This is a genomic window from Streptomyces albidoflavus (assembly GCF_000719955.1).
In the GTDB taxonomy this organism is placed as follows: Bacteria; Actinomycetota; Actinomycetes; order Streptomycetales; family Streptomycetaceae; genus Streptomyces; species Streptomyces albidoflavus.
Genome location: NZ_JOII01000047.1, coordinates 15,830 through 35,432, shown reverse-complemented (window position 1 = coordinate 35,432; position 19,603 = coordinate 15,830). Strand labels below are relative to the sequence as shown.

15 protein-coding genes are annotated in these 19,603 nt (G+C 72.2%); 13 read left to right on the top strand and 2 right to left on the bottom strand.

Features of this window, described 5'->3' with window-relative positions; translation table 11 throughout:
* Nucleotides 1–496: 496 nt before the first annotated feature.
* The 5 genes from IF45_RS0129095 to IF45_RS0129075 all read left to right on the top strand — a co-directional run bounded on the left by IF45_RS0129095 (nt 497) and on the right by IF45_RS0129075 (nt 6,677).
* Nucleotides 497–1,072 (top strand): dihydrofolate reductase family protein, encoded by a 576-nt coding sequence (locus IF45_RS0129095; protein ID WP_003951297.1) that lies wholly within the window; start codon nt 497–499, stop codon nt 1,070–1,072.
* A gap of 166 nt (nt 1,073–1,238) precedes the next feature.
* Nucleotides 1,239–2,003 carry an NUDIX hydrolase gene (locus tag IF45_RS0129090; protein ID WP_026048250.1) on the top strand — a complete coding sequence of 255 codons (765 nt, stop codon included), beginning with the start codon at nt 1,239–1,241 and terminating at the stop codon, nt 2,001–2,003.
* Nucleotides 2,004–2,465: 462 nt separating this feature from the next.
* Nucleotides 2,466–3,353 (top strand): FadR/GntR family transcriptional regulator, encoded by an 888-nt coding sequence (locus IF45_RS0129085; RefSeq protein ID WP_174905233.1) that lies wholly within the window; start codon nt 2,466–2,468, stop codon nt 3,351–3,353.
* Between the two features lie 731 nt (nt 3,354–4,084).
* Nucleotides 4,085–5,623, top strand: coding sequence for an RNA polymerase sigma factor (locus IF45_RS0129080; RefSeq protein WP_255219935.1), 1,539 nt, complete (start codon nt 4,085–4,087; stop codon nt 5,621–5,623).
* A gap of 238 nt (nt 5,624–5,861) precedes the next feature.
* Nucleotides 5,862–6,677: a S1 family serine peptidase gene (locus IF45_RS0129075; protein WP_003951301.1), complete on the top strand. Its 816-nt coding sequence runs from the start codon at nt 5,862–5,864 to the stop codon at nt 6,675–6,677.
* 247 nt (nt 6,678–6,924) lie between these two features.
* Here the strand turns inward: IF45_RS0129075 and IF45_RS0129070 are convergent, their stop codons facing one another.
* Complete coding sequence (locus IF45_RS0129070; RefSeq protein ID WP_003951302.1) at nt 6,925–7,152, bottom strand: DUF7455 domain-containing protein; 228 nt, start codon at nt 7,150–7,152, stop codon at nt 6,925–6,927.
* A gap of 432 nt (nt 7,153–7,584) precedes the next feature.
* On the opposite strand from IF45_RS0129070, the gene IF45_RS0129065 reads away from it, so the two are divergent.
* From IF45_RS0129065 to IF45_RS0129045, 5 genes are all read left to right on the top strand, one after another.
* Nucleotides 7,585–9,708, top strand: a complete 2,124-nt coding sequence (locus IF45_RS0129065) for a DNA gyrase/topoisomerase IV subunit B (RefSeq protein WP_003951303.1) — start codon at nt 7,585–7,587, stop codon at nt 9,706–9,708.
* A 175-nt stretch (nt 9,709–9,883) separates the two neighbouring features.
* Nucleotides 9,884–10,522 (top strand): TetR/AcrR family transcriptional regulator, encoded by a 639-nt coding sequence (locus IF45_RS0129060; protein ID WP_015506983.1) that lies wholly within the window; start codon nt 9,884–9,886, stop codon nt 10,520–10,522.
* A 66-nt stretch (nt 10,523–10,588) separates the two neighbouring features.
* Nucleotides 10,589–12,652: a HelD family protein gene (locus IF45_RS0129055; protein WP_015506982.1), complete on the top strand. Its 2,064-nt coding sequence runs from the start codon at nt 10,589–10,591 to the stop codon at nt 12,650–12,652.
* A 235-nt stretch (nt 12,653–12,887) separates the two neighbouring features.
* Entirely contained in the window at nt 12,888–13,376 is a 489-nt protein-coding gene (locus IF45_RS0129050; RefSeq protein WP_003951306.1) for a DUF485 domain-containing protein, read from the top strand.
* Complete coding sequence (locus IF45_RS0129045) at nt 13,373–14,965, top strand: monocarboxylic acid transporter (protein ID WP_015506981.1); 1,593 nt, start codon at nt 13,373–13,375, stop codon at nt 14,963–14,965. Before IF45_RS0129050 ends, IF45_RS0129045 begins: the two co-directional genes overlap by 4 nt.
* A 19-nt stretch (nt 14,966–14,984) precedes the next feature.
* On the opposite strand, the gene IF45_RS0129040 is transcribed toward IF45_RS0129045, so the two are convergent.
* Nucleotides 14,985–15,893, bottom strand: coding sequence for a ferredoxin family protein (locus IF45_RS0129040; RefSeq protein WP_015506980.1), 909 nt, complete (start codon nt 15,891–15,893; stop codon nt 14,985–14,987).
* 107 nt (nt 15,894–16,000) lie between these two features.
* Here IF45_RS0129040 and IF45_RS0129035 point away from each other — a divergent pair, with 107 nt between their 5' ends.
* The 3 genes from IF45_RS0129035 to IF45_RS0129025 all read left to right on the top strand — a co-directional run bounded on the left by IF45_RS0129035 (nt 16,001) and on the right by IF45_RS0129025 (nt 19,596).
* Nucleotides 16,001–17,026, top strand: a complete 1,026-nt coding sequence (locus IF45_RS0129035; protein WP_003951309.1) for a LacI family DNA-binding transcriptional regulator — start codon at nt 16,001–16,003, stop codon at nt 17,024–17,026.
* 195 nt (nt 17,027–17,221) lie between these two features.
* Nucleotides 17,222–18,631, top strand: coding sequence for an ABC transporter substrate-binding protein (locus IF45_RS0129030; protein WP_030310490.1), 1,410 nt, complete (start codon nt 17,222–17,224; stop codon nt 18,629–18,631).
* A 2-nt stretch (nt 18,632–18,633) separates the two neighbouring features.
* Nucleotides 18,634–19,596, top strand: a complete 963-nt coding sequence (locus IF45_RS0129025; RefSeq protein WP_030310488.1) for a carbohydrate ABC transporter permease — start codon at nt 18,634–18,636, stop codon at nt 19,594–19,596.
* The last annotated feature ends 7 nt before the right edge of the window (nt 19,597–19,603 follow it).

The following is a 19,603-nucleotide window of genomic DNA, read 5'->3' as shown; positions in this document are numbered from 1 at the left end:
CACCCCCGCCCTCTCCACCTCGTTGGTCACCCCGCCCCCCCCCACGCCGCGATCGACCGCACCGGCTGTTCCCAAGAGCCCGTCGACCGGACCCCGCTACCCGAGGCAGGGCAGGTCTCCCGGCTGGGCACGCACCACCCCGATCACCCGCTCGGGGAGTACCAGGTGGCCAACCAGGTTCATGTACTCGACCCTCCGCGCGCCATCGGCCGGCGCACGGCGGAGGAGAAGGAGGGTGGCCATCCGGAGTTCGGTCGCTGGACCTGGCGTGACGACCCGGTGCCACTGGGCCCGTCAGGGACGGAAGTCAGGCTGACGTACGGCGGGTCGGCGGTGCCGGCGTCCATCCGGGAGGACCCCCGCCTCCCGCCCTTCGGCGCCGGGCACCTCGCCGACCGGCCGCGCCGCCTCGCGCCCCCGGCCACCGACGGGCGAGACCGGCCGCACCGATGCCCAAGCCCTGGCGCGCCCACCGCCCACCACCGAGGAGAGCGACATGACCACCACCTACACCTTCGACGTCTTCTGCAGCCTCGACGGCTACGGCGCCGCCGGGGCCGACTGGACCGGATACTGGGGCAAGCAGGGCCCCGAACTGCTGGACCGGCGCCTCGCCGAGTACGGCGGGGAGCAGCGCATGGTCTTCGGCGCTCAGACGTACCGCGCGTTCGCCCGGATGCTGGCGGCGGGCAGCGAGCAGCAGGAGGTCCTCGACCCCTGGGTCACGCGGATGCGACACCTCCCGGCCACCGTCGTGTCGACGACGCTGGAGGCTCCCCTGGACTGGCCGGACGCCACGGTCGTGGCTGGTGACGCGGTGGATGTCGTGGCGCGGCTCAAGGAGGAGTCCGATGTGCCGTTGCGTTCGCACGGCAGCCTCTCGATGAACCGGGCGCTGATGGCCGCCGGCCTGGTGGACCGCCTCCAGGTGACGATCTTCCCCGTCATCACGGGCCGCACCGGACTGGACCCGGTGTTCCGTGGCGCGGCCGACTTCGACCTCGAACTGACCGAGAGCCGTGTACTCGACCACCACATCCAGGAACTCGTCTACCGGCCCACCCTCCACTGACCGCCACCGGCCCGGAGTGCCGTCCCGGACCGCCGCGACATGGCCGCCGCGTGTGCGCGATGCGGGACGATCACGCGGAAATGACCGGGAAACCGCCGGACGCGCGCTCGGTGCGGCCTCTGCCAACAGGCTGTTTATCGTCAGGCAGACGACTATGATCACCCTCATGCCCCCCTACGACCCGTCGGCGTTCCCGCCGTTCGCTGTCACTGTCGATCTGGTCGTCCTCACCGTGCGCAAGCACGCCCTGTGCGCCCTCGTGGTGCGCCGGGGCGAGGCCCCGTTCCAGGGGAAGTGGGCGTTGCCCGGCGGCTTCGTCCGGGAGAACGAGGATCTGTCCACGGCTGCGGCCCGGGAGCTCACGGAGGAGACGGGCCTGTGCGCCCACACCCCCGAGGCTCCGGCCACCGCCAACGGCGCGCACCTCGAACAGCTCGCCACCTACGGTGACCCGGACCGCGATCCGAGGATGCGGGTGGTGAGCGTCGCGCATCTGGCGCTCGCCCCCGACCTCCCCGCGCCCCGGGCCGGCGGCGACGCCCGCCACGCGAGGTGGTCCCCCGTCGAGGAGTTGCTCGGTACGACGGCGGGCGGCCGCCGGACGGAGCTTCCGGCCGAACCGCTCGCCTTCGACCACGGCACGATCCTCGGGGACGGGGTGGAGCGGGCCCGCTCGAAGATCGAGTACTCCTCCCTCGCCACCGCCTTCTGCCCGCCCGAGTTCACGGTCGGAGAACTGCGCCGGGTGTACGAGGCGGTCTGGGGCGTCGTGCTCGACCCGCGCAACTTCCACCGCAAGGTGACCGGTACGCCCGGCTTCCTCGTCCCCACCGGCGGGACCACGACCCGCCAGGGCGGGCGCCCGGCCCAGCTCTTCCGCGCGGGCGGCGCCACTCTGCTCAACCCGCCCATGCTGCGGCCCGAGGTCTGAGCCTCCGGTCACCCCGGTTCCAGGCGGTCACCGCCCCCGGCGGGACCGCCTGTTCCGTCGCCCTCGGCGTCTCGTACGCGAGTGCGCCCAACGGCCCTTTGTGCGAGCGCCGTCGTGTGCGCCGGGCGTGATCTGCGGTGCGTCACAGGGCGGTTGTGACGGTGTCCGAGCGGTCCTGCGGAACGGGTCGCGCGGGAGGCCGGGGGAGTGGGGACAACCTGCGGATATCACGGTCATGTTGTCGTTCAGGGCCCTGTCCTGCACGTATCCGCGCGGATCTGTTCGTGTGACGTCGGCGGGCCGGTGGTTTCTGACCGGGCGGGCGGGCAAGTCCGCGTTCCGGACAGGGGTGTTCGGGTGCCTTCGGCGGGGCGTCAATGGCCACGGAGCGAGCGATCACCCTTTCGTGTGCTTTTCACCAAAGACCTCAAGGCACTTGGGGACGACGCCGACAAAGGTTCCGTGACTACCCTTGCGCACTCCATGATGAACGCCGCCCGTTCCACCGACTCCGGCCTCGCGGGTCCGGGCGAACTCGACCGCTACCCCTACGCGGAGGTGCCCGGGCCGGAGCGGAGCGCCGCGTCCTGGGAGGGCGGTGACTCCGATCTGGGCAGGGCCGTGCGGCGTCCGAGCAGTAATCGCGGCCGGGGTCTTCACGGCCAACTCGTCCAGCAGCTCGGCCAGATGATCGTCTCCGGCGACCTCGGGGCCGACCGGCCCCTGGTGCCCGAGGAGATCGGGCAGCGATTCGAGGTCTCCCGCACCGTCGTCCGGGAGTCCCTGCGCGTGCTGGAGGCCAAGGGCCTGGTGAGCGCCAGGCCCAACGTCGGGACCAGGGTCCGCCCGGTCAGCGACTGGAACCTCCTCGACCCCGACATCATCGAATGGCGCGCCTTCGGCCCGCAGCGTGAGGACCAGCGCCGCGAGCTCGGCGAACTGCGCTGGACGATCGAGCCGCTCGCCGCCCGCCTCGCCGCGGGCCACGGCCGTGAGGACGCCCAGCAGCGGCTCGCGGACATGGTGGAGATCATGGGCCACGCCCTGGGCCAGGGCGACCTGATGACCTTCTCCCGCGCCGACGCCGAGTTCCACGGACTGCTGATCCAGCTCGCCGGCAACCGCATGCTGGAGCACCTCTCCGGCATCGTCTCCGCCGCCCTCCAGGTCTCCGGCGGCCCGGCCACCGGCTGCGACCGGCCCAACGAGACCTCCCTCGCACACCACGCCCGCATCATCGACACCCTCGCCGAGGGCGACGGCGCCGCCGCCGAGCACGCCATGCGCCAGCTCCTGACCGCCCACCCCGAGGTGGAGCGGGTCGTCCCCGGACCGCGCGAGCAGCACTGACCCTCGCGGCCCACGGCGCGCCCTCCGCCGCCTTCCGGTCCGCCGCAGCTGCCGCCCCCCGTCCTGCCGGCCACCCCGCTGATCCCGCGAGCGGGGAGGCCGGCGGCGGCCGCGGCCCGGCCCGGCCACCCGCCCCGGACGCCCCGCACCGGGAGCCGGCCCTGGGGAAACGTTCCCTCCCTCCCTCCCTCCCTCCCTCCCTCCCGCCGGGCGACACGACGGCCCCTGACAGCCGGCGCAAGCCCGCCGCCAGGGGCCGCGGCGTTGCCGCCCGGGCGCGTATGCGCGTGAGCGCTTAAGGGGAACGTGGGCGCGTAAGGGAAAGGGGAGAGGGAAGCCGTGCGTCGCACCGGACGGAGCCGGAGTACGGTCGGACCCGGCGGCTCCGTGCCGCCCGGGGCCGCACCGCGCACCGCGCTCGGGGCTCCCCGTGACCGGAGTCCGGGCCTCCGGAGCTTCACGGCATCTTTATGTCGCCCTCTGTCGCTATTCGGAGAATTTTGACCGATATAGGGGTGTGACTCGGGCCACGCGGATTGGGCGTAACGCTCGACCGGGCAGCGCGATGACCTAAGAGGTGATAGCCGAAGAGGGAATGCGGTCGTCGTTCGTGGCGCTGTACCCCCTCACCGGTCCCGCAACGTCCCCGGTCCAATCCCAGCCGTGGGTCGTCGGCTCCCGTCCTTCACCCAGGACAGGGGCCGGAAGCCGTTATTCAACGTTCCGAGAGGTTGTTCGTGTCGGCCAGCACATCCCGTACGCTCCCGCCGGAGATCGCCGAGTCCCAGTCTGTGATGGCGCTGATCGAGCGGGGAAAGGCTGATGGGCAGATCGCCGGCGACGACGTGCGTCGGGCCTTCGAAGCTGACCAGATCCCGGCCACTCAGTGGAAGAACGTTCTGCGCAGCCTCAATCAGATCCTCGAGGAAGAGGGTGTGACGCTGATGGTCAGTGCGGCGGAGCCCAAGCGCACCCGGAAGAGCGTCGCAGCGAAGAGCCCGGCGAAGCGCACCGCCACCACCAGGACGGTGGCCGCCAAGGCGGCCCCGGTGAAGAAGAGCGCCCCCGCGGCCGCGCCCACGGACGAGGAGTCCGAGGCGCCCGTGAAGAAGGCCGCGGCCAAGAAGACCACCGCCAAGAAGACGGCGAAGAAGGCGACGGCGAAGAAGACCGCCGCCAAGAAGACCGCGGCCAAGAACGTCGTCGACGAGCTGCTCGACGACGAGGCCGAGGAGAAGCCCACCACCGGCAAGCCGGGCGAGGAAGGCGCGCCCGAGGGAACCGGCGGCGAGAGCCAGGGCTTCGTCCTGTCCGACGACGACGAGGACGACGCGCCCGCCCAGCAGGTCGCGGCCGCCGGTGCCACCGCCGACCCGGTCAAGGACTACCTCAAGCAGATCGGCAAGGTCCCCCTCCTCAACGCCGAGCAGGAGGTCGAACTCGCCAAGCGCATCGAGGCCGGCCTCTTCGCCGAGGACAAGCTCGCCAACGCCGACAAGATCGCCCCCAAGCTCAAGCGCGAGCTGGAGATCATCGCCGAGGACGGCCGCCGCGCCAAGAACCACCTGCTGGAGGCCAACCTCCGTCTCGTGGTCTCGCTGGCAAAGCGCTACACCGGCCGCGGCATGCTCTTCCTGGACCTGATCCAGGAGGGCAACCTCGGTCTGATCCGCGCGGTCGAGAAGTTCGACTACACCAAGGGCTACAAGTTCTCCACATACGCCACCTGGTGGATCCGGCAGGCGATCACCCGCGCCATGGCCGACCAGGCCCGCACCATCCGTATCCCGGTGCACATGGTCGAGGTCATCAACAAGCTGGCCCGCGTCCAGCGCCAGATGCTCCAGGACCTGGGCCGCGAGCCCACCCCGGAGGAGCTGGCCAAGGAACTCGACATGACCCCCGAGAAGGTCATCGAGGTCCAGAAGTACGGCCGCGAGCCCATCTCCCTGCACACCCCGCTCGGCGAGGACGGCGACAGCGAGTTCGGTGACCTCATCGAGGACTCCGAGGCGGTCGTCCCGGCCGACGCGGTCTCCTTCACGCTCCTCCAGGAGCAGCTGCACTCCGTCCTCGACACGCTCTCCGAGCGTGAGGCGGGCGTGGTCTCGATGCGGTTCGGTCTCACCGACGGTCAGCCGAAGACCCTCGACGAGATCGGCAAGGTCTACGGGGTGACGCGTGAGCGCATCCGCCAGATCGAGTCGAAGACCATGTCGAAGCTGCGCCACCCGTCCCGCTCGCAGGTCCTGCGCGACTACCTCGACTAGGACCCGCTCCGCTCCGGGGAACTCCGGGAAAGGGGCCTTCGCAGTCCACCCGCACGGGTGGACTGCGAAGGCCCCTTTCGCCGTCCGGGGGTCCGCGTCTCGCACGGGCGGGGGCCGGGCGGACCTCCGTGCGGTTTCGCGCACTCCGTCAGGGGCCACCCGTGGCGCCGCCCGTGCGCGGGGCCCCGCCGTAGATCACTCTGGGTGCGTAACAGAACGCCTTGAGTGAGGAGAGAAGATGCGGCGTCGATGGAACCGAAGCGGCCGGGCCGGGCTGGTGGCGGCCGTGGCCGTCCTGGCGGCCCCTCTGTCGGGTCCCGCCCCGGCGGCGGCCGACAGCGTCGTGGTCGGCGGCAGCCTCGCCAGCGTCGACGACCACCCGTGGGTCGTCGCCCTCGGCAGCCGCGACCGGTTCGGCAGCGAGCGCTCCGGCCAGTTCTGCGGCGGGGTGGTCGTCGGCGAGCGGACGGTGCTCACCGCCGCGCACTGCGTGGACGAGGAGGTGCTCGGGGTCGCCCTCTCCCGCGTCCCCGACCTGCGGGTGATCTCCGGCCGCGACGACCTGCGCTCCTCGGGGAAGGGCCGGGAGACCGCAGTCAGCGGCGTCCGGGTCAACCCGGGGTACGACCCGGCCAGCAACGCGGGTGACCTCGCCACGCTGACCCTCGCCGAGCCCCTGCCCGCCTCGGCGGTGCTGCCCGTGGCCCGGCCGGGGAGTGCCGAGGAGAAGCCGGGCAGCAAGGCCACCGTCTTCGGCTGGGGCGACACGACCGGTAACGGAACGTACTCGTCCAGGCTCAGGTCCGTCGGGGTGACGGTGCTGGAGGACGCCACCTGCCGCCGCGCCTACCCGGGCAGCTCGGTCGGCCGGTACGAGGCGGAGACCATGCTCTGCGCCGGTGACGCACGCGGCGGCCGGGACGCCTGCCAGGGGGACAGCGGCGGCCCGCTGGTGGCCGGCGGCAAGCTGATCGGCCTGGTCTCGTGGGGTAGCGGCTGCGGGCGGGCCAGCAGTCCGGGCGTCTACACCCGGGTCTCCGCGGTCGCTCCGTAGGCACGCGGGAGCGCCTGGAGGGTGTTCGGAAGACGCCTGAAGGCGCCTGGAGGCGCTGGAAGGGCGTCGTGGCCGCCCGCAAGGCCGGCTTCGGCCAAACCTGGCGGCCGCGTCGCCCGGCGCCGCGCAGGGGGCTCCAGAGGCCCCCGGAAACCGAAACGGGCCTCCTTCCCGCCGCTGGGGCGGGGAGGAGGCCCGTACTCCGGTTAAAGGACCGGTGCCGGCTCGTCGGGATGGGTGCGAAGCGTCAGCGCTCGTCCTCGGCCGTGGCCGGGGTCGCCGTCAGCCGCTCGGACTCATCCTGTATCTCAGCGGCGATCTTCTTGAGTTCCGGCTCGAACTTGCGGCCGTGGTGGGCGCAGAAGAGCAGTTCACCACCGCTCATCAGCACGACGCGCAGGTAGGCCTGGGCGCCGCAGCGGTCACAGCGGTCAGCGGCCGTCAGGGGGGTCGCGGGGGTCAGAACAGTAGTCACGTCGCCTCTTCTCTAGCTCGACGAGCTGTCGTACCAGGGTCAACATCCAACCAGGCCGAAAACGTTCCCGCTCGCGGCATTTCCTCGAAAAGATCTTCCGGGGAGGCCGGGTGCTACCGGTTTGGCGGCGAATGTGCCGTGTGGGTGGTTGACGCTGTCACGTCATCGGGTCCGGTCCTCACCGGCTGGCTTGCCGGGGTGTTGAAGAGGACGTGCCCGGAGCCTAAATGGTTCATGCCCGGAAGGGAACGTGACATCTGTTTCACCCCATCGAGGGATCGAACGTCTGTACGGCTCTGGACTAGGGTGGGTTTGAGCCGAGGGTGGCGTTACATCGGCTCTACCTGGCCTCGGTACCCTCTGAGCGGCGACCGTTGCCCAGGTCCCCGATCCCGTGGACCACCATCAGAATTCAGCGAGGAGCGAACCCGCGTGACCGCCGAGACGTCCGTGCCGTCCACCGCTTTGCTGGCAGGAGCAGACCAGGACGGTTCCAATTACACCGCTCGGCACCTGCTCGTCCTGGAAGGGCTCGAAGCGGTCCGCAAGCGACCGGGCATGTACATCGGGTCCACCGACAGCCGCGGCCTCATGCACTGCCTCTGGGAGATCATCGACAACTCCGTCGACGAGGCCCTCGGCGGCTACTGCGACCACATCGAGGTGATCCTCCACGACGACGGCTCGGTCGAGGTCCGCGACAACGGCCGCGGCATCCCCGTGGACGTCGAGCCCAAGACCGGCCTCTCCGGCGTCGAGGTGGTGCTGACCAAGCTCCACGCGGGCGGCAAGTTCGGCGGCGGCTCGTACGCCGCCTCCGGCGGCCTGCACGGCGTCGGCGCCTCCGTGGTGAACGCCCTCTCGGCCCGCCTGGACATCGAGGTCGACCGTGGTGGCGCCACCCACGCCATCAGCTTCCGCCGTGGCGTCCCGGGCGCCTTCGCCAAGACCGGCGTGGACGCCCCCTTCGAGGCGGCCAGCGGCCTGCGCAAGGTCAAGAAGGTCGCCAAGGCCCGTACCGGCACCCGTGTGCGGTACTGGGCTGACCGGCAGATCTTCCTCAAGGACGCCAAGCTGGACCTCGCCACGCTCCACCAGCGGGCCCGCCAGACCGCCTTCCTGGTGCCGGGGCTGACCCTGGTCGTCCGGGACGAGTACGGCCTCGGCGACGGCGGCTCGAAGGGTGAGGAATCCTTCCGCTTCGACGGCGGGATCAGCGAGTTCTGCGAGTACCTGGCCGATGACCGCGCCCTGTGCGACGTGCTGCGTCTCAGCGGCAAGGGCACGTTCAAGGAGACCGTCCCCGTCCTGGACGACTTCGGCCAGATGACGCCGACCGAGGTCACCCGCGAGCTGGGCGTCGACATCGCCCTGCGCTGGGGCACCGGCTACGACACCAAGATCCGCTCGTTCGTCAACATCATCGCCACCCCCAAGGGCGGCACCCACGTCACGGGCTTCGAGCGCTCCCTCACCCGCACCATGAACGAGGTGCTCCGCTCGGCCAAGCTGCTGCGCGTCGCCGAGGACGACATCGTCAAGGACGACGCCCTGGAGGGGCTCACCGCGGTGGTCACCGTCCGGCTGGCCGAGCCGCAGTTCGAGGGCCAGACCAAGGAGGTGCTGGGCACCTCCGCGGCCAACCGGATCGTCTCCCAGGTGGTCGCCAAGGAGCTGAAGGCGTTCCTGACCTCCACCAAACGGGACGCGAAGGCGCAGGCCAGGGCGGTCATGGAGAAGGCGGTCGCGGCTGCCAGGACGCGGATCGCCGCCCGCCAGCACAAGGACGCCCAGCGCCGGAAGACGGCGCTGGAGTCCTCCTCGCTGCCGGCCAAGCTGGCCGACTGCCGCAGCGACGACGTGGAGCGCAGCGAGCTGTTCATCGTCGAGGGCGACTCCGCCCTCGGTACCGCCAAGCTCGCCCGGAACAGTGAGTTCCAGGCGCTCCTGCCCATCCGGGGCAAGATCCTCAACGTCCAGAAGTCCTCCGTCTCGGACATGCTGAAGAACGCCGAGTGCGGCGCCATCATCCAGGTGATAGGAGCAGGGTCGGGCCGCACCTTCGACCTGGACGCGGCCCGCTACGGCAAGATCATCCTGCTGGTGGACGCCGATGTGGACGGCGCCCACATCCGCTGCCTGCTGCTGACCCTCTTCCAGCGGTACATGCGCCCGATGGTCGAGTCGGGCCGGGTCTTCGCCGCCGTCCCGCCGCTCCACCGCATCGAGCTGGTGCAGCCGAAGCGGGGCCAGGACAAGTACGTGTACACGTACTCGGACCGGGAGCTGCGCGACACCCTCATGGAGTTCCAGCGCAAGAACGTCCGCTACAAGGACTCCATCCAGCGCTACAAGGGCCTCGGTGAGATGGACGCCGACCAGCTGGCGGAGACCACCATGGACCCGCGCCACCGCACCCTGCGCCGGATCAACATCGCGGACCTGGACTCCTCCGAGCACGTCTTCGACCTCCTGATGGGGAACGAGGTCGCGCCGCGCAAGGAGTTCATCACCAGCTCCGCCGCGACCCTGGACCGGTCGCGCATCGACGCCTGAGTCATCGGGCCCTTGACGGGGTCCGGAGGGGACGCCGTACCGCACGCGAGCGGTACGGCGTTCTTCCGTGTTTTCGGGGGGCGCGCGGTGGCCGGTAACGGGTCTGGGGCGTGCGCGGGGCGTGAGCGGCCGCCCGGACGCCGCGATGGAGCGACCCTGCGTAGGCTCGCTGTCCATGAATGACATGGGCGGGCTGCGGGAGCGTAAGAAGGCCGAGACCTACCGGCGGCTTTCGGAGACGGCGGTGGGTCTCTTCCTGGAGCACGGGTTCGAGCGGGTGACCGTGGCCGACGTGGCCGCCGCCGCCGGGGTCTCCAAGCCGACCCTCTTCCGGTACTTCCCGGCCAAGGAGGACCTGGTCCTGCACCGGCTCGCCGACCACGAGGGGGAGGCGGGCGCGGTCGTCGCGGGGCGCCCGCCGGGATGCTCCCCGCTGGCGGCGCTCCGGCGGCACTTCCTCGCCGGGCTGGACCGCCGTGATCCCGTCACCGGCCTCAACGACGATCCCGGCGTCCTCGCCTTCCACGCCCTGCTGTACGGCACCCCCTCCCTGGTGGCCCGGCTCCACACGCACCAGGAACGGGACGAGGCGGCCCTGGCCGAAGCGCTCACACCGGTCGACTCCGAGGTCGGGGCGGGCGTCGGGGAGCGGCTGGCCGCCGGGCAGATCGTGGCCGTACGCCGGGTGCTGGCCCAGGAGAACTGGCGGCTGATCGCGGCGGGCGGACGCGCCGACGACCTGGCGGAGGAGGCCACGCGGGTGGCGGAAGCCGCCTTCGACCAGCTCTGCCGGGGGCTGCCCGGGCTGGCGTGAGGGCCGCGCGGGGAGCATAAATGCAACTCGGTTAAAAATGAGACCGAGTTGCATTAGTCTGGCTCCATGCCACCACCCGACGACGCGACCCATGACGCGCTCCAGCAGGAGCGGACCTACCACGACCGGTGCCGGGCGGCCCTCGCCGCCATGGTGGACGGCGCCGACCACCAGGTGCGGACCGGGGCGGACGTCTCCGCCTCCGGCGCCGACGCCGAAGTCCTCGGCCACGGCCTGCGCAGCAGGGCCAAGGAGTTGCGCGAGATGCCGCCAGGCCCGCTGTTCTTCGGGCGTATGGAGTTCGTCCCGGAGACCGGGGCGGCGGGCGGCCACGCCGGGCAGGCGTACCACGTGGGGCGCACGCGGATCAGCGGCGAGCCCACCGAGCCCCCGCTGGTCGTCGACTGGCGCGCCCCGGTCTGCCGCGCCTTCTACCAGGCCGGCCCCGGTGACCCGCTCGGGCTCGCGGTCCGCCGCAGGTTCGGGTGGGCCGCGGGCAGCCTCGGGGATTCCGCCGACCTGACCGCGCTGGAGGACGAACGGCTGGACGCCGGGCAGGCCGGCGGCGGCCGGATCGTCGCGGAGGAGATCGAGCGCCCCCGGACCGGCCCCATGCGCGACATCGCCGCCACCATCCAGCCCGGTCAGGACGCCCTGATCCGCGCCGCCCCCACCGTCTCCCTCTGCGTCCAGGGCGCGCCCGGCACCGGCAAGACCGCCGTGGGCCTGCACCGCGCCGCCTACCTGCTCTACGGGGACGGGCGGCGCGGCGGCTCCCTGCTGGTCCTCGGCCCCGACCGGGGTTTCCTCGACCACATCGCCGAGGTGCTGCCCTCCCTCGGCGAGACCGGCGTACGCCAGACCACCGTCGAGGAGGAGATCGCCCGGCACCCCGTCACGGCCGAGGACGGCCCGCGCACCACCGTCGTCAAGCACGATCCCCGCATGGCCGAGGTCCTGCGCCGCGCCCTGTGGGCGAGGGTGCGGCCCGAGCGCGCGGTGCCCCTGGCCGTCCCCGACGGGGCCCGCCGCCTGCGGGTCGGCGCCGAGCGGATCGCGCGGATCGCCGCCGGGGTCAGGGCGGAGGGACCGCTGTACGGCGTGGGGCGCGAGCGCGTCGCGGAACGGGTCGCGGCGCTGGTCCGGGCCGAGGCGGAACGGGGGTCCGGCCCGCGCTCCGACGGCTGGACCCGGCGGATCGCCCGGAGCCGGACGGTGGCGGCGGTGCTCCACGAGGTGTGGCCGCGGACCACCCCGGAGGAGGTGCTGGCGGAGCTGCTGGGCGATCCCGCGCTCCTCGCCGAAGCGGCCCAAGGGGCGCTGACGGAGGCGGAGCAGGCCGTGCTGATCCGGCCTGGGACACCCCGGCGGGCGCGCGGAGCGCGCTGGTCCGGCGCGGATCTGGTGCTGCTCGACGAGGTGGCCGGGCTGATCGAGCGTCCGGCCGGGTACCGGCACATCGTCGTCGACGAGGCGCAGGACCTCTCCCCGATGCAGTGCCGGGCCGTCGCCCGCCGGGCCGCCCACGGCTCCCTGACCGTCCTCGGCGACCTGGCCCAGGGCACCGCCCCGTGGGCGGCGGCCGACTGGCCCGGGCTCCTCGCGCACCTGGGACGGGAGGAGGCCGTGGTGACCCGCCTGACCGAGGGGTTCCGGCTGCCGGCGGCCGTCGCGGAGCTGGCCAACCGGCTGCTGCCGGAGCTGGGCGTGGACCTGGAGCCGGTCCGCTCCCCGCGCACCGGCGGCGAGGTACGCGTCGAGCGGGTCGCCGATCCGGCCGCCTCGGTCCTCGCCGCCGTGACCGCCGCCCTGCACCGGCCCGGCTCGGTCGGCGTGATCGCCTCCGGCCCGGCCGCCGCCCGCCTCCGTGAGGCCCTCACCGCCGCCGGACACACCCTCGCCCGCCCCGGCGGCACCCAGGGCCGGGTCACCGTACTGCCCGCCTCCGCCGCCAAGGGGCTGGAGTACGACCACGTGATCGCCGTCGAACCCGCCGAGATCGTCCGCGCCGAACTCCGCGGCCTCCACCGCCTGTACGTGGTCCTCACCCGCGCGGTCTCCCGCCTCCACGTCCTGCACGCCGAGCCGCTGCCCGAGGCACTGGCGGGGGCGGTCTCGGCAGAGGGATGAGGCACGGGCCGGATCATCGGGGACAGTAGCCGTCGAGTGCCCCGACCCTCACCCAACTGCCCTGCTCCCGGGCCGAATCCGCGCCGCTCGCCGCCACTCCGACCGCCCCGTCGGCACCCCAAACCCGCCTGCCCGTCACCTGATCGAATGAAAGGGCCCCCACTCGGCGCATCGATCTTCCCGGCCGTCCCATCCTTGGCACGCGGTCACCTCGGCCGCGGAGAAGGAGAGCGCGGTGGAGAAGTACGACGGGGGCGGCGGGGCGGTCCGGCCCGACGATCCCTGGTACGACGTGTCGGCGAGCGGATGGGGGGCGCCGGCGGGGACGGAGGCCCGTCCGGAGGCGGCGGAGGTGCCCCCGCAGGCGGTCGCCCCGGGCGGCGAGGACGAGGGGGCGAGCGCGGCCGAGATCTACCGGGAGGTGCGGGCCGGTGCCGCCTTCCAGGAGGTGCGCGGGCGGTACCGCCGCTTCGTCGTCCCGGCCTGCGCGCTCTTCCTCACCTGGTACCTCGCCTACGTGGTCGCCGCCACCACCGCCCCCACGCTGATGGCCCGTCCGGTGTTCGGGCCGGTCAACGTGGCGCTGCTGGCGGGGCTCGGGCAGTTCGCCAGTACCTTCGTGCTGACCTGGGCGTACGCGCGCCATGCCCGGCTGCGGCGGGACCGGCTCGCGCTCGATCTGCGGTGGGAGACCCAGCAGCTGACCCGGGGGGCCCGGGGATGAGCGGCGACCACCAGACCCTCGCCCTGGTGCTGTTCAGCCTCTTCGTGGCGCTGACGCTGGCCATCACCGCCTGGGCGGGACGGCGCCGGCGCGGCACCACCGAGGAGTTCTACACGGGCGGCCGGCTCTTCTCCCCGATGGAGAACGGTTTCGCCATCGCCGGGGACTACATGTCCGCCGCCTCCTTCCTCGGCATCTCCGGCCTCATCGCGCTCTACGGCTACGACGGCGTGCTGTACGCGGTCGGCTTCCTCGTCGCCTGGCTCGTGGTGCTCTTCCTCGTCGCCGAACTGGTCCGCAACTGCGGCCGGTTCACCCTCGCCGACGTGCTCGCCGCCCGGATGCGCGAACGCCCGGTCCGGATCGCGGCCGGCACCTCGTCCATCACCGTCTCGGTCCTGTACCTGGTCGCGCAGATGGTCGGCGCGGGCACCCTGGTCTCCCTGCTGCTCGGCGGGGAGAGCCGCGCGGCGCAGACCTGGACGGTCGTCGGCGTCGGCGCGCTGATGGTGGTCTACGTGTCGCTGGGCGGGATGCGCGCCACCACCTGGATCCAGATCGTCAAGTCGGTGTTGCTGATGGGCGGCACGATCACCCTCACCGTGCTGGTGCTGCTCCGCTTCTCCGGCGACTTCGGGCAGCTCCTCACCACCGCCGCCGCCCGCAGCGGCCACGGCCTGGACTTCCTGGCCCCCGGCCTCAGGTACGGCGGCGACTGGACGGCCCGGCTCGACTTCATCAGCCTCGGCCTCGCCCTGGTGCTGGGCACCGCCGGACTGCCGCACATCCTCTCCCGCTTCTACACCGTGCCGACCGCCCGCGCCGCGCGCCGCTCCACGGTCTGGGCGATCGGGCTGATCGGCGGCTTCTACCTGATGACGATCGTGCTGGGCTTCGGCGCGGCCGCCCTGCTCGGCTCCGGAGCGGTCCGCTCCGCCAACGCCGCGGGCAACACGGCCGTTCCGCTGCTCGCCCTCGACCTCGGCGGCGGCGCGGGCTCCACCGGCGGGACCGTGCTGTTCGCGGTGGTGGCCGCCGTCGCCTTCGCCACCATCCTCGCCGTCGTCGCCGGGATCACCCTCGCCTCCTCGGCCTCGGTCGCCCACGACCTCTACGCCTCGCTGCGCCGCGAGGGTGCCCGCCGCTTCGGCGAGGTCACGGTGGCGCGGCTGGCGGCCGCCGGGATCGGGGTGCTCGCGATCGGGCTGAGCCTGCTCGCCCGCGACCTGAACGTGGCCTTCCTGGTCGGCCTCGCCTTCGCGGTGGCCGCCTCCGCCAACCTTCCGGTGCTGCTCTACACGCTCTTCTGGCGCTCCTTCACCACCCGGGGCGCCGTCTGGTCGGTCTACGGCGGACTGGTCCCGGCGGTGGTGCTGGTGCTGCTCTCCCCGGTGGTCTCCGGCAGCCCCGCCTCCCTGTTGCCCGGCCTCGACTTCCAGCTCTTCCCGCTGGAGAACCCGGGCCTGGTCTCCGTCCCGCTCGGCTTCGCCTGCGGCTGGCTCGGCACCGTCACCTCACGCGAGGAGCCCGACGAGGACCGGCACGCGGAGACCGAGGTGCGCTCCCTGACCGGCGCGGGAGCGGTCTGAGCGGGACGGACCGGGCCGCTCAGAGCTGACGTACCGCCAGGACGTCCATCCGCCGGGGTGCCGCCGGGGACCCGCCGCACGACTCGGGGCGCGGCGGGTGCGAGGCGCCCTCGGCGACGGTGACCCGCCACCGGCGCCCGTCGCGGTGGGCCAGCGCCACCTCCCAGCGGGGTGCCGCGCCCTCGGTGCCGGTGACCGTGAGGTCGTCGGGCCCGGCGCCGGACAGCCGTTCCCGCAGGGCCAGTTCGGCGGCCTGGCCGGGCCGGTCCCAGCAGGAACGGCCCCGGGCGCCGGCCACCACGACCTCGCCGGCGGCGGTGGCCCGCAGGATCTCCTTGACCTCGGGCGCCGAGGAGCGGCCGTAGGCGTAGCCGTGCGGCAGGACCAGCAGGGTGGGGGAGAAGCGGTGGCCGCCGAGGTGGGTGATCTCCCAGGCGGAGTCGGGTGCGGTGAGCGCCAGTTCCTCGGCGAGCGGGCGGCCCAGCACCGCGCAGCAGATGTCCCGCTTGCCGTTGGTGCACACCAGGGCGAGCGGCGGCCCGTCGTACGCCACGCCGCCCAGCGCCTCGAAGGAGGCCGGGTCCCCGGCGCCCAGCGTGGTCAGGTCGAGGGCGCGGAGTTCCTCGGGGTCGGCGAGGCGGGCGGTGCGGGTCCAGGCGCGGCCGGGGAGGGTGTGGGCGGCGAGGACGCGGGTGCCGCCCGGCCCGGCGGGCCGCCTGCCGGGGCGGCGGATCAGGGCGACCCGTACACCGGTGGACTCGGCGGCGGCCTCCAGGGCGGCGCCGAGCGTGGCGTCGAGGCGGCTGGCGGTGACGGCGCGGGCGCCCCACGGGCCGGGCTGCTCGATCAGGAGCCAGGTGCGGGCGGTGGCGGCGGTTCCGGCGAGCGGTTCCCGCAGGTCGAGGGCGGCTCGTGCACACGTACTCACAGAGGTGACCCTAACCCGGGGAATGGCCCGGGACCGGAGCGGCGGTGCGGGCGGGGGAGGGCGGTCGGACGCAACCGGCTTTCATTCTTTGCGCTAATCTTGCGTGCATGACGCGACGACTTGCACAGGTGGCTCAGAAGGTCGGTGTCAGCGAGGCCACGGTCAGCCGGGTCCTCAATGGCAAACCGGGGGTGTCCGACTCCACGCGGCAGGCCGTGCTGAGCGCGCTGGACGTGCTCGGTTACGAGCGGCCGACCCAGCTGCGCGGCGAACGGGCCCGGCTGGTGGGGCTGGTCCTCCCCGAACTGCAGAATCCCATCTTCCCGGCCTTCGCGGAAGTGGTCGGGGGCGCCCTCGCGCAGCAGGGGCTCACCCCGGTGCTCTGCACCCAGACCAAGGGCGGCGTCTCGGAGGCCGACTACGTGGCGCTCCTGCTCCAGCAGCAGGTCTCCGGCGTGGTCTTCGCCGGCGGTCTCTACGCCCAGGCCGCCGCCCCGCACGACCACTACCGGCAGCTGGCCGACCGGAACATCCCGGTGGTGCTGATCAACGCCGCCATAGGGGAACTGGGCTTCCCCACCGTCTCCTGCGACGACACCGTCGCGGTCGAGCAGGCCTGGCGCCACCTCGCCTCGCTGGGCCACGAGCGGATCGGCCTGGTGCTGGGCCCCGAGGACCACATGCCCTCCCGGCGGAAACTGGCCGCCGCCCGCGCCGCCGCCCAGGCGCTCGGCGCGGAGCTGGACGACGCCGACGTGGTCCGGGCGATGTTCTCGCTGGAGGGCGGCCAGGCCGCGGCCACCCGGCTGCTGGAGCGGGGGATCACCGGCATCGTCTGCGCCAGCGACCCCCTCGCCCTCGGCGCGGTCCGGGCGGTGCGCCGGCGGGGCCTGTCGGTGCCCGAGGACGTCTCGGTGGTCGGGTACGACGACTCGGCCTTCATGAACTGCACCGAGCCGCCGCTCACCACCGTGCGCCAGCCCATCGAGGCGATGGGCCGGGCCGCCGTGGAGCTGCTCACCGTGCAGATCGGCGGCAGCGCGGTGCCGGGCGAGGAGCTGCTCTTCGAGCCCGAGCTGGTGGTCCGCGGCTCGACCGCGCAGGCGCCCCGGGCCGGCACGGCGGCGGGCTGAGACGGGCGCGGGCGGCGCGTCCGGGCGTGGCCGGAAGGGTACGTACCGGATGTGCCGCGCGGCCTCGTGAAACTGTCAAGTAATTGCGAAATCTGCGTGACATCTTGCGGAGGGCGGGGTGCGGTGGTTGAGTGAGCGCCGCCGCACAGCGAGGCAGCTGTGGGCTTCCACGCTCCTGCCCTAAAGGGGTCACCGATGAGAAGTTCCGGGTTCAGCACGCCGCACCGCAGACGTACCGCGGTCACGTTCGTCTCCGCCCTCACCCTGCTCTCCCTCGCCGCCTGCGGCACCAGCAGCAGCGGTGACCAGGACCCCGCGCCCGGTGGCTCGGCCGACGCCGCCACCCCGCTGGACCCGAAGACCAAGCTGACGCTCACCATCGACTGCATGCCGCCCGCCGCCAAGAAGGCGGAGCTGAAGCAGTGGAAGGAGGACGTCGCCACGTTCAACAAGACGTACCCGAACATCACCATCGACGGCCGCTCCACCCCCGGTCAGTGCCTGGAACCGCCGCGGTTCACCGCGATGCTGAAGGCCAAGTCGCAGCCGGACGTCTTCTACGCCTACTTCACCGACCTCGACCAGGTCCTCGACAACGACGGCGCCGCCGACATCAGCGCCTACGTCAACGAGAAGACCGTCCCCGCCCTCGCCGACATCGACCCCGACGTCATGAAGGTGCTGAAGAAGGACGACAAGCTCTACGCCCTGCCCACCAGCAACTACCGCATGGGCCTGCTCATCAACCGCGGCCTCTTCGAGAAGGCCGGCCTCGACCCCGACACCCCGCCCAGCACCTGGGAGGAGGTCCGCGAGGCCGCCGACAAGATCGCCGGTCTCGGCAAGGGCATAGCCGGCTTCGGCGAGTACAGCGCGGGCAACACCGGCGGCTGGCACTACACCGCCACCGTCTACGGCGAGGGCGGCGAGATCGTCGGCCCCGACGGCAAGGCCGCCTTCAACGACGCCACCGGCAAGCGGGTCGCGCAGAACCTGTACGACATGCGGTGGAAGGACGACAGCATGGGCAAGACCCAGCTGCTCAAGTGGGGCGACCTGCAGAAGCAGATGGCCACCGACAAGCTCGGCATGTTCCTCGCCGCCCCCGACGACATCACCTACATGGTGCAGCAACTCGGCGCCGACTACGCCAACTTCGGCATGGGCCCGATGCCGGGGCAGAAGGCCACCCTCTTCGGCGGCAACAGCTACATGATCAAGAAGGGCATCTCGTCCGACAAGATCAAGGCGGCCGTCGCCTGGCTCGACCTCAAGACGCTCAGCCCCGGCAAGGGCCAGTTCGCGTGGTCCCGCACCAAGGCCGACGGCCTCCCGGTCGGCCTGCCGCAGCCCGCCTTCTTCACCGGCGCCGCCAAGGAGCAGGACGACAAGGAGCGCGCCGACCACGCCACCATGCCGGTCGAGAACTTCCGCGCCTTCACCGACAACCCGGTCGACGGCAAGGCCGAACCGCCGAAGGCGCAGGAGGTCTACAAGGTCCTCGACACGGTGATGTCCACTCTCCTCACCAACAAGGACGCCGACATCGACAAGCTCCTCGACACCGCCGAGCAGCAGGTCAACCAGGTCCTGGCGAACCAGTAGCGATGGCCCCTCCCACGTCCACGCCCACCCTGACCCGGCGCCCGGCCGGAACGGACGACGGCGCGCCCCGGGTGAAGGAGCCCCGCCAGGGCGCCTTCGCCCGGGCGGTGCGCCGCAACCTCACCGCCCACGCCTTCCTCATCGGCGCCGTCCTGTGCTTCGGGTTCTTCTCCTGGTACCCGATGGTCCGCGAGGTCGTCCTCGCCTTCCAGAAGACCGAGAACGGCGTCGTCTCCTGGGCCGGCTGGTCCAACTTCGTCTACGTCTTCAACGACCCGGACTTCGCCCTCGCCTGGCGCAACACCGCCCTGTTCACCCTCCTCGCGCTCCTCCTCGGCTTCGTCGTCCCCTTCGTCATCGCCCTGGTCCTCAACGAGTTCCGGCACGCCCGCGGCTACCTGCGGCTGCTGGTCTACCTGCCGGTGATGCTCCCGCCGGTCGCCTCGGTCCTGCTCTTCAAGTACTTCTACGACCCGGGCCACGGCCTCTTCAACCGGCTCCTGGAGCTGTTCGGCCTCCCCGCCCAGCAGTGGCTCCAGTCCTCCGACACCGCGATGCTCTCCCTGGTCATCGCCTCCACCTGGATGAACATGGGCGGCGCCTGCCTGATCTACCTGGCCGCCCTCCAGACCATCCCCGGCGAGCTGTACGAGGCCGCCGAACTGGACGGCGCGGGCCTGCTGCGCAAGATCTGGCACGTCACCATCCCGCAGACCCGGCTGATCCTCTCGCTGCTCTTCCTCATGCAGATCATCGCCACCATGCAGGTCTTCACCGAGCCGTTCCTGCTCACCGGCGGCGCCGGCCCCGAGGGCTCCACCACCACCGTCGTCCACCTCATCTACCAGTACGCGTTCAACTTCAACAACTACGGCGCCGCGGCCGCCCTCGGCCTCGTCCTGCTGGTCGTGCTGGCCGGCTTCTCGGCGGCGTACGTCCGCCTCAACCGCGCCGAACAGGAGTAGGGCAGCC

Excerpts from the sequence above, each read along its gene's own strand:
- IF45_RS0129090 (WP_026048250.1), top strand. The coding sequence starts at position 1,239 with ATGCCCCCCTACGACCCGTCGGCGTTCCCGCCGTTCGCTGTCACTGTC.
- IF45_RS0129075 (WP_003951301.1), top strand. The coding sequence starts at position 5,862 with ATGCGGCGTCGATGGAACCGAAGCGGCCGGGCCGGGCTGGTGGCGGCC.
- IF45_RS0129045 (WP_015506981.1), top strand. The coding sequence starts at position 13,373 with ATGAGCGGCGACCACCAGACCCTCGCCCTGGTGCTGTTCAGCCTCTTC.
- IF45_RS0129030 (WP_030310490.1), top strand. The coding sequence starts at position 17,222 with ATGAGAAGTTCCGGGTTCAGCACGCCGCACCGCAGACGTACCGCGGTC.
- IF45_RS0129060 (WP_015506983.1), top strand. The coding sequence starts at position 9,884 with ATGAATGACATGGGCGGGCTGCGGGAGCGTAAGAAGGCCGAGACCTAC.
- IF45_RS0129025 (WP_030310488.1), top strand. The coding sequence starts at position 18,634 with ATGGCCCCTCCCACGTCCACGCCCACCCTGACCCGGCGCCCGGCCGGA.
- IF45_RS0129055 (WP_015506982.1), top strand. The coding sequence starts at position 10,589 with ATGCCACCACCCGACGACGCGACCCATGACGCGCTCCAGCAGGAGCGG.
- IF45_RS0129095 (WP_003951297.1), top strand. The coding sequence starts at position 497 with ATGACCACCACCTACACCTTCGACGTCTTCTGCAGCCTCGACGGCTAC.
- IF45_RS0129035 (WP_003951309.1), top strand. The coding sequence starts at position 16,001 with ATGACGCGACGACTTGCACAGGTGGCTCAGAAGGTCGGTGTCAGCGAG.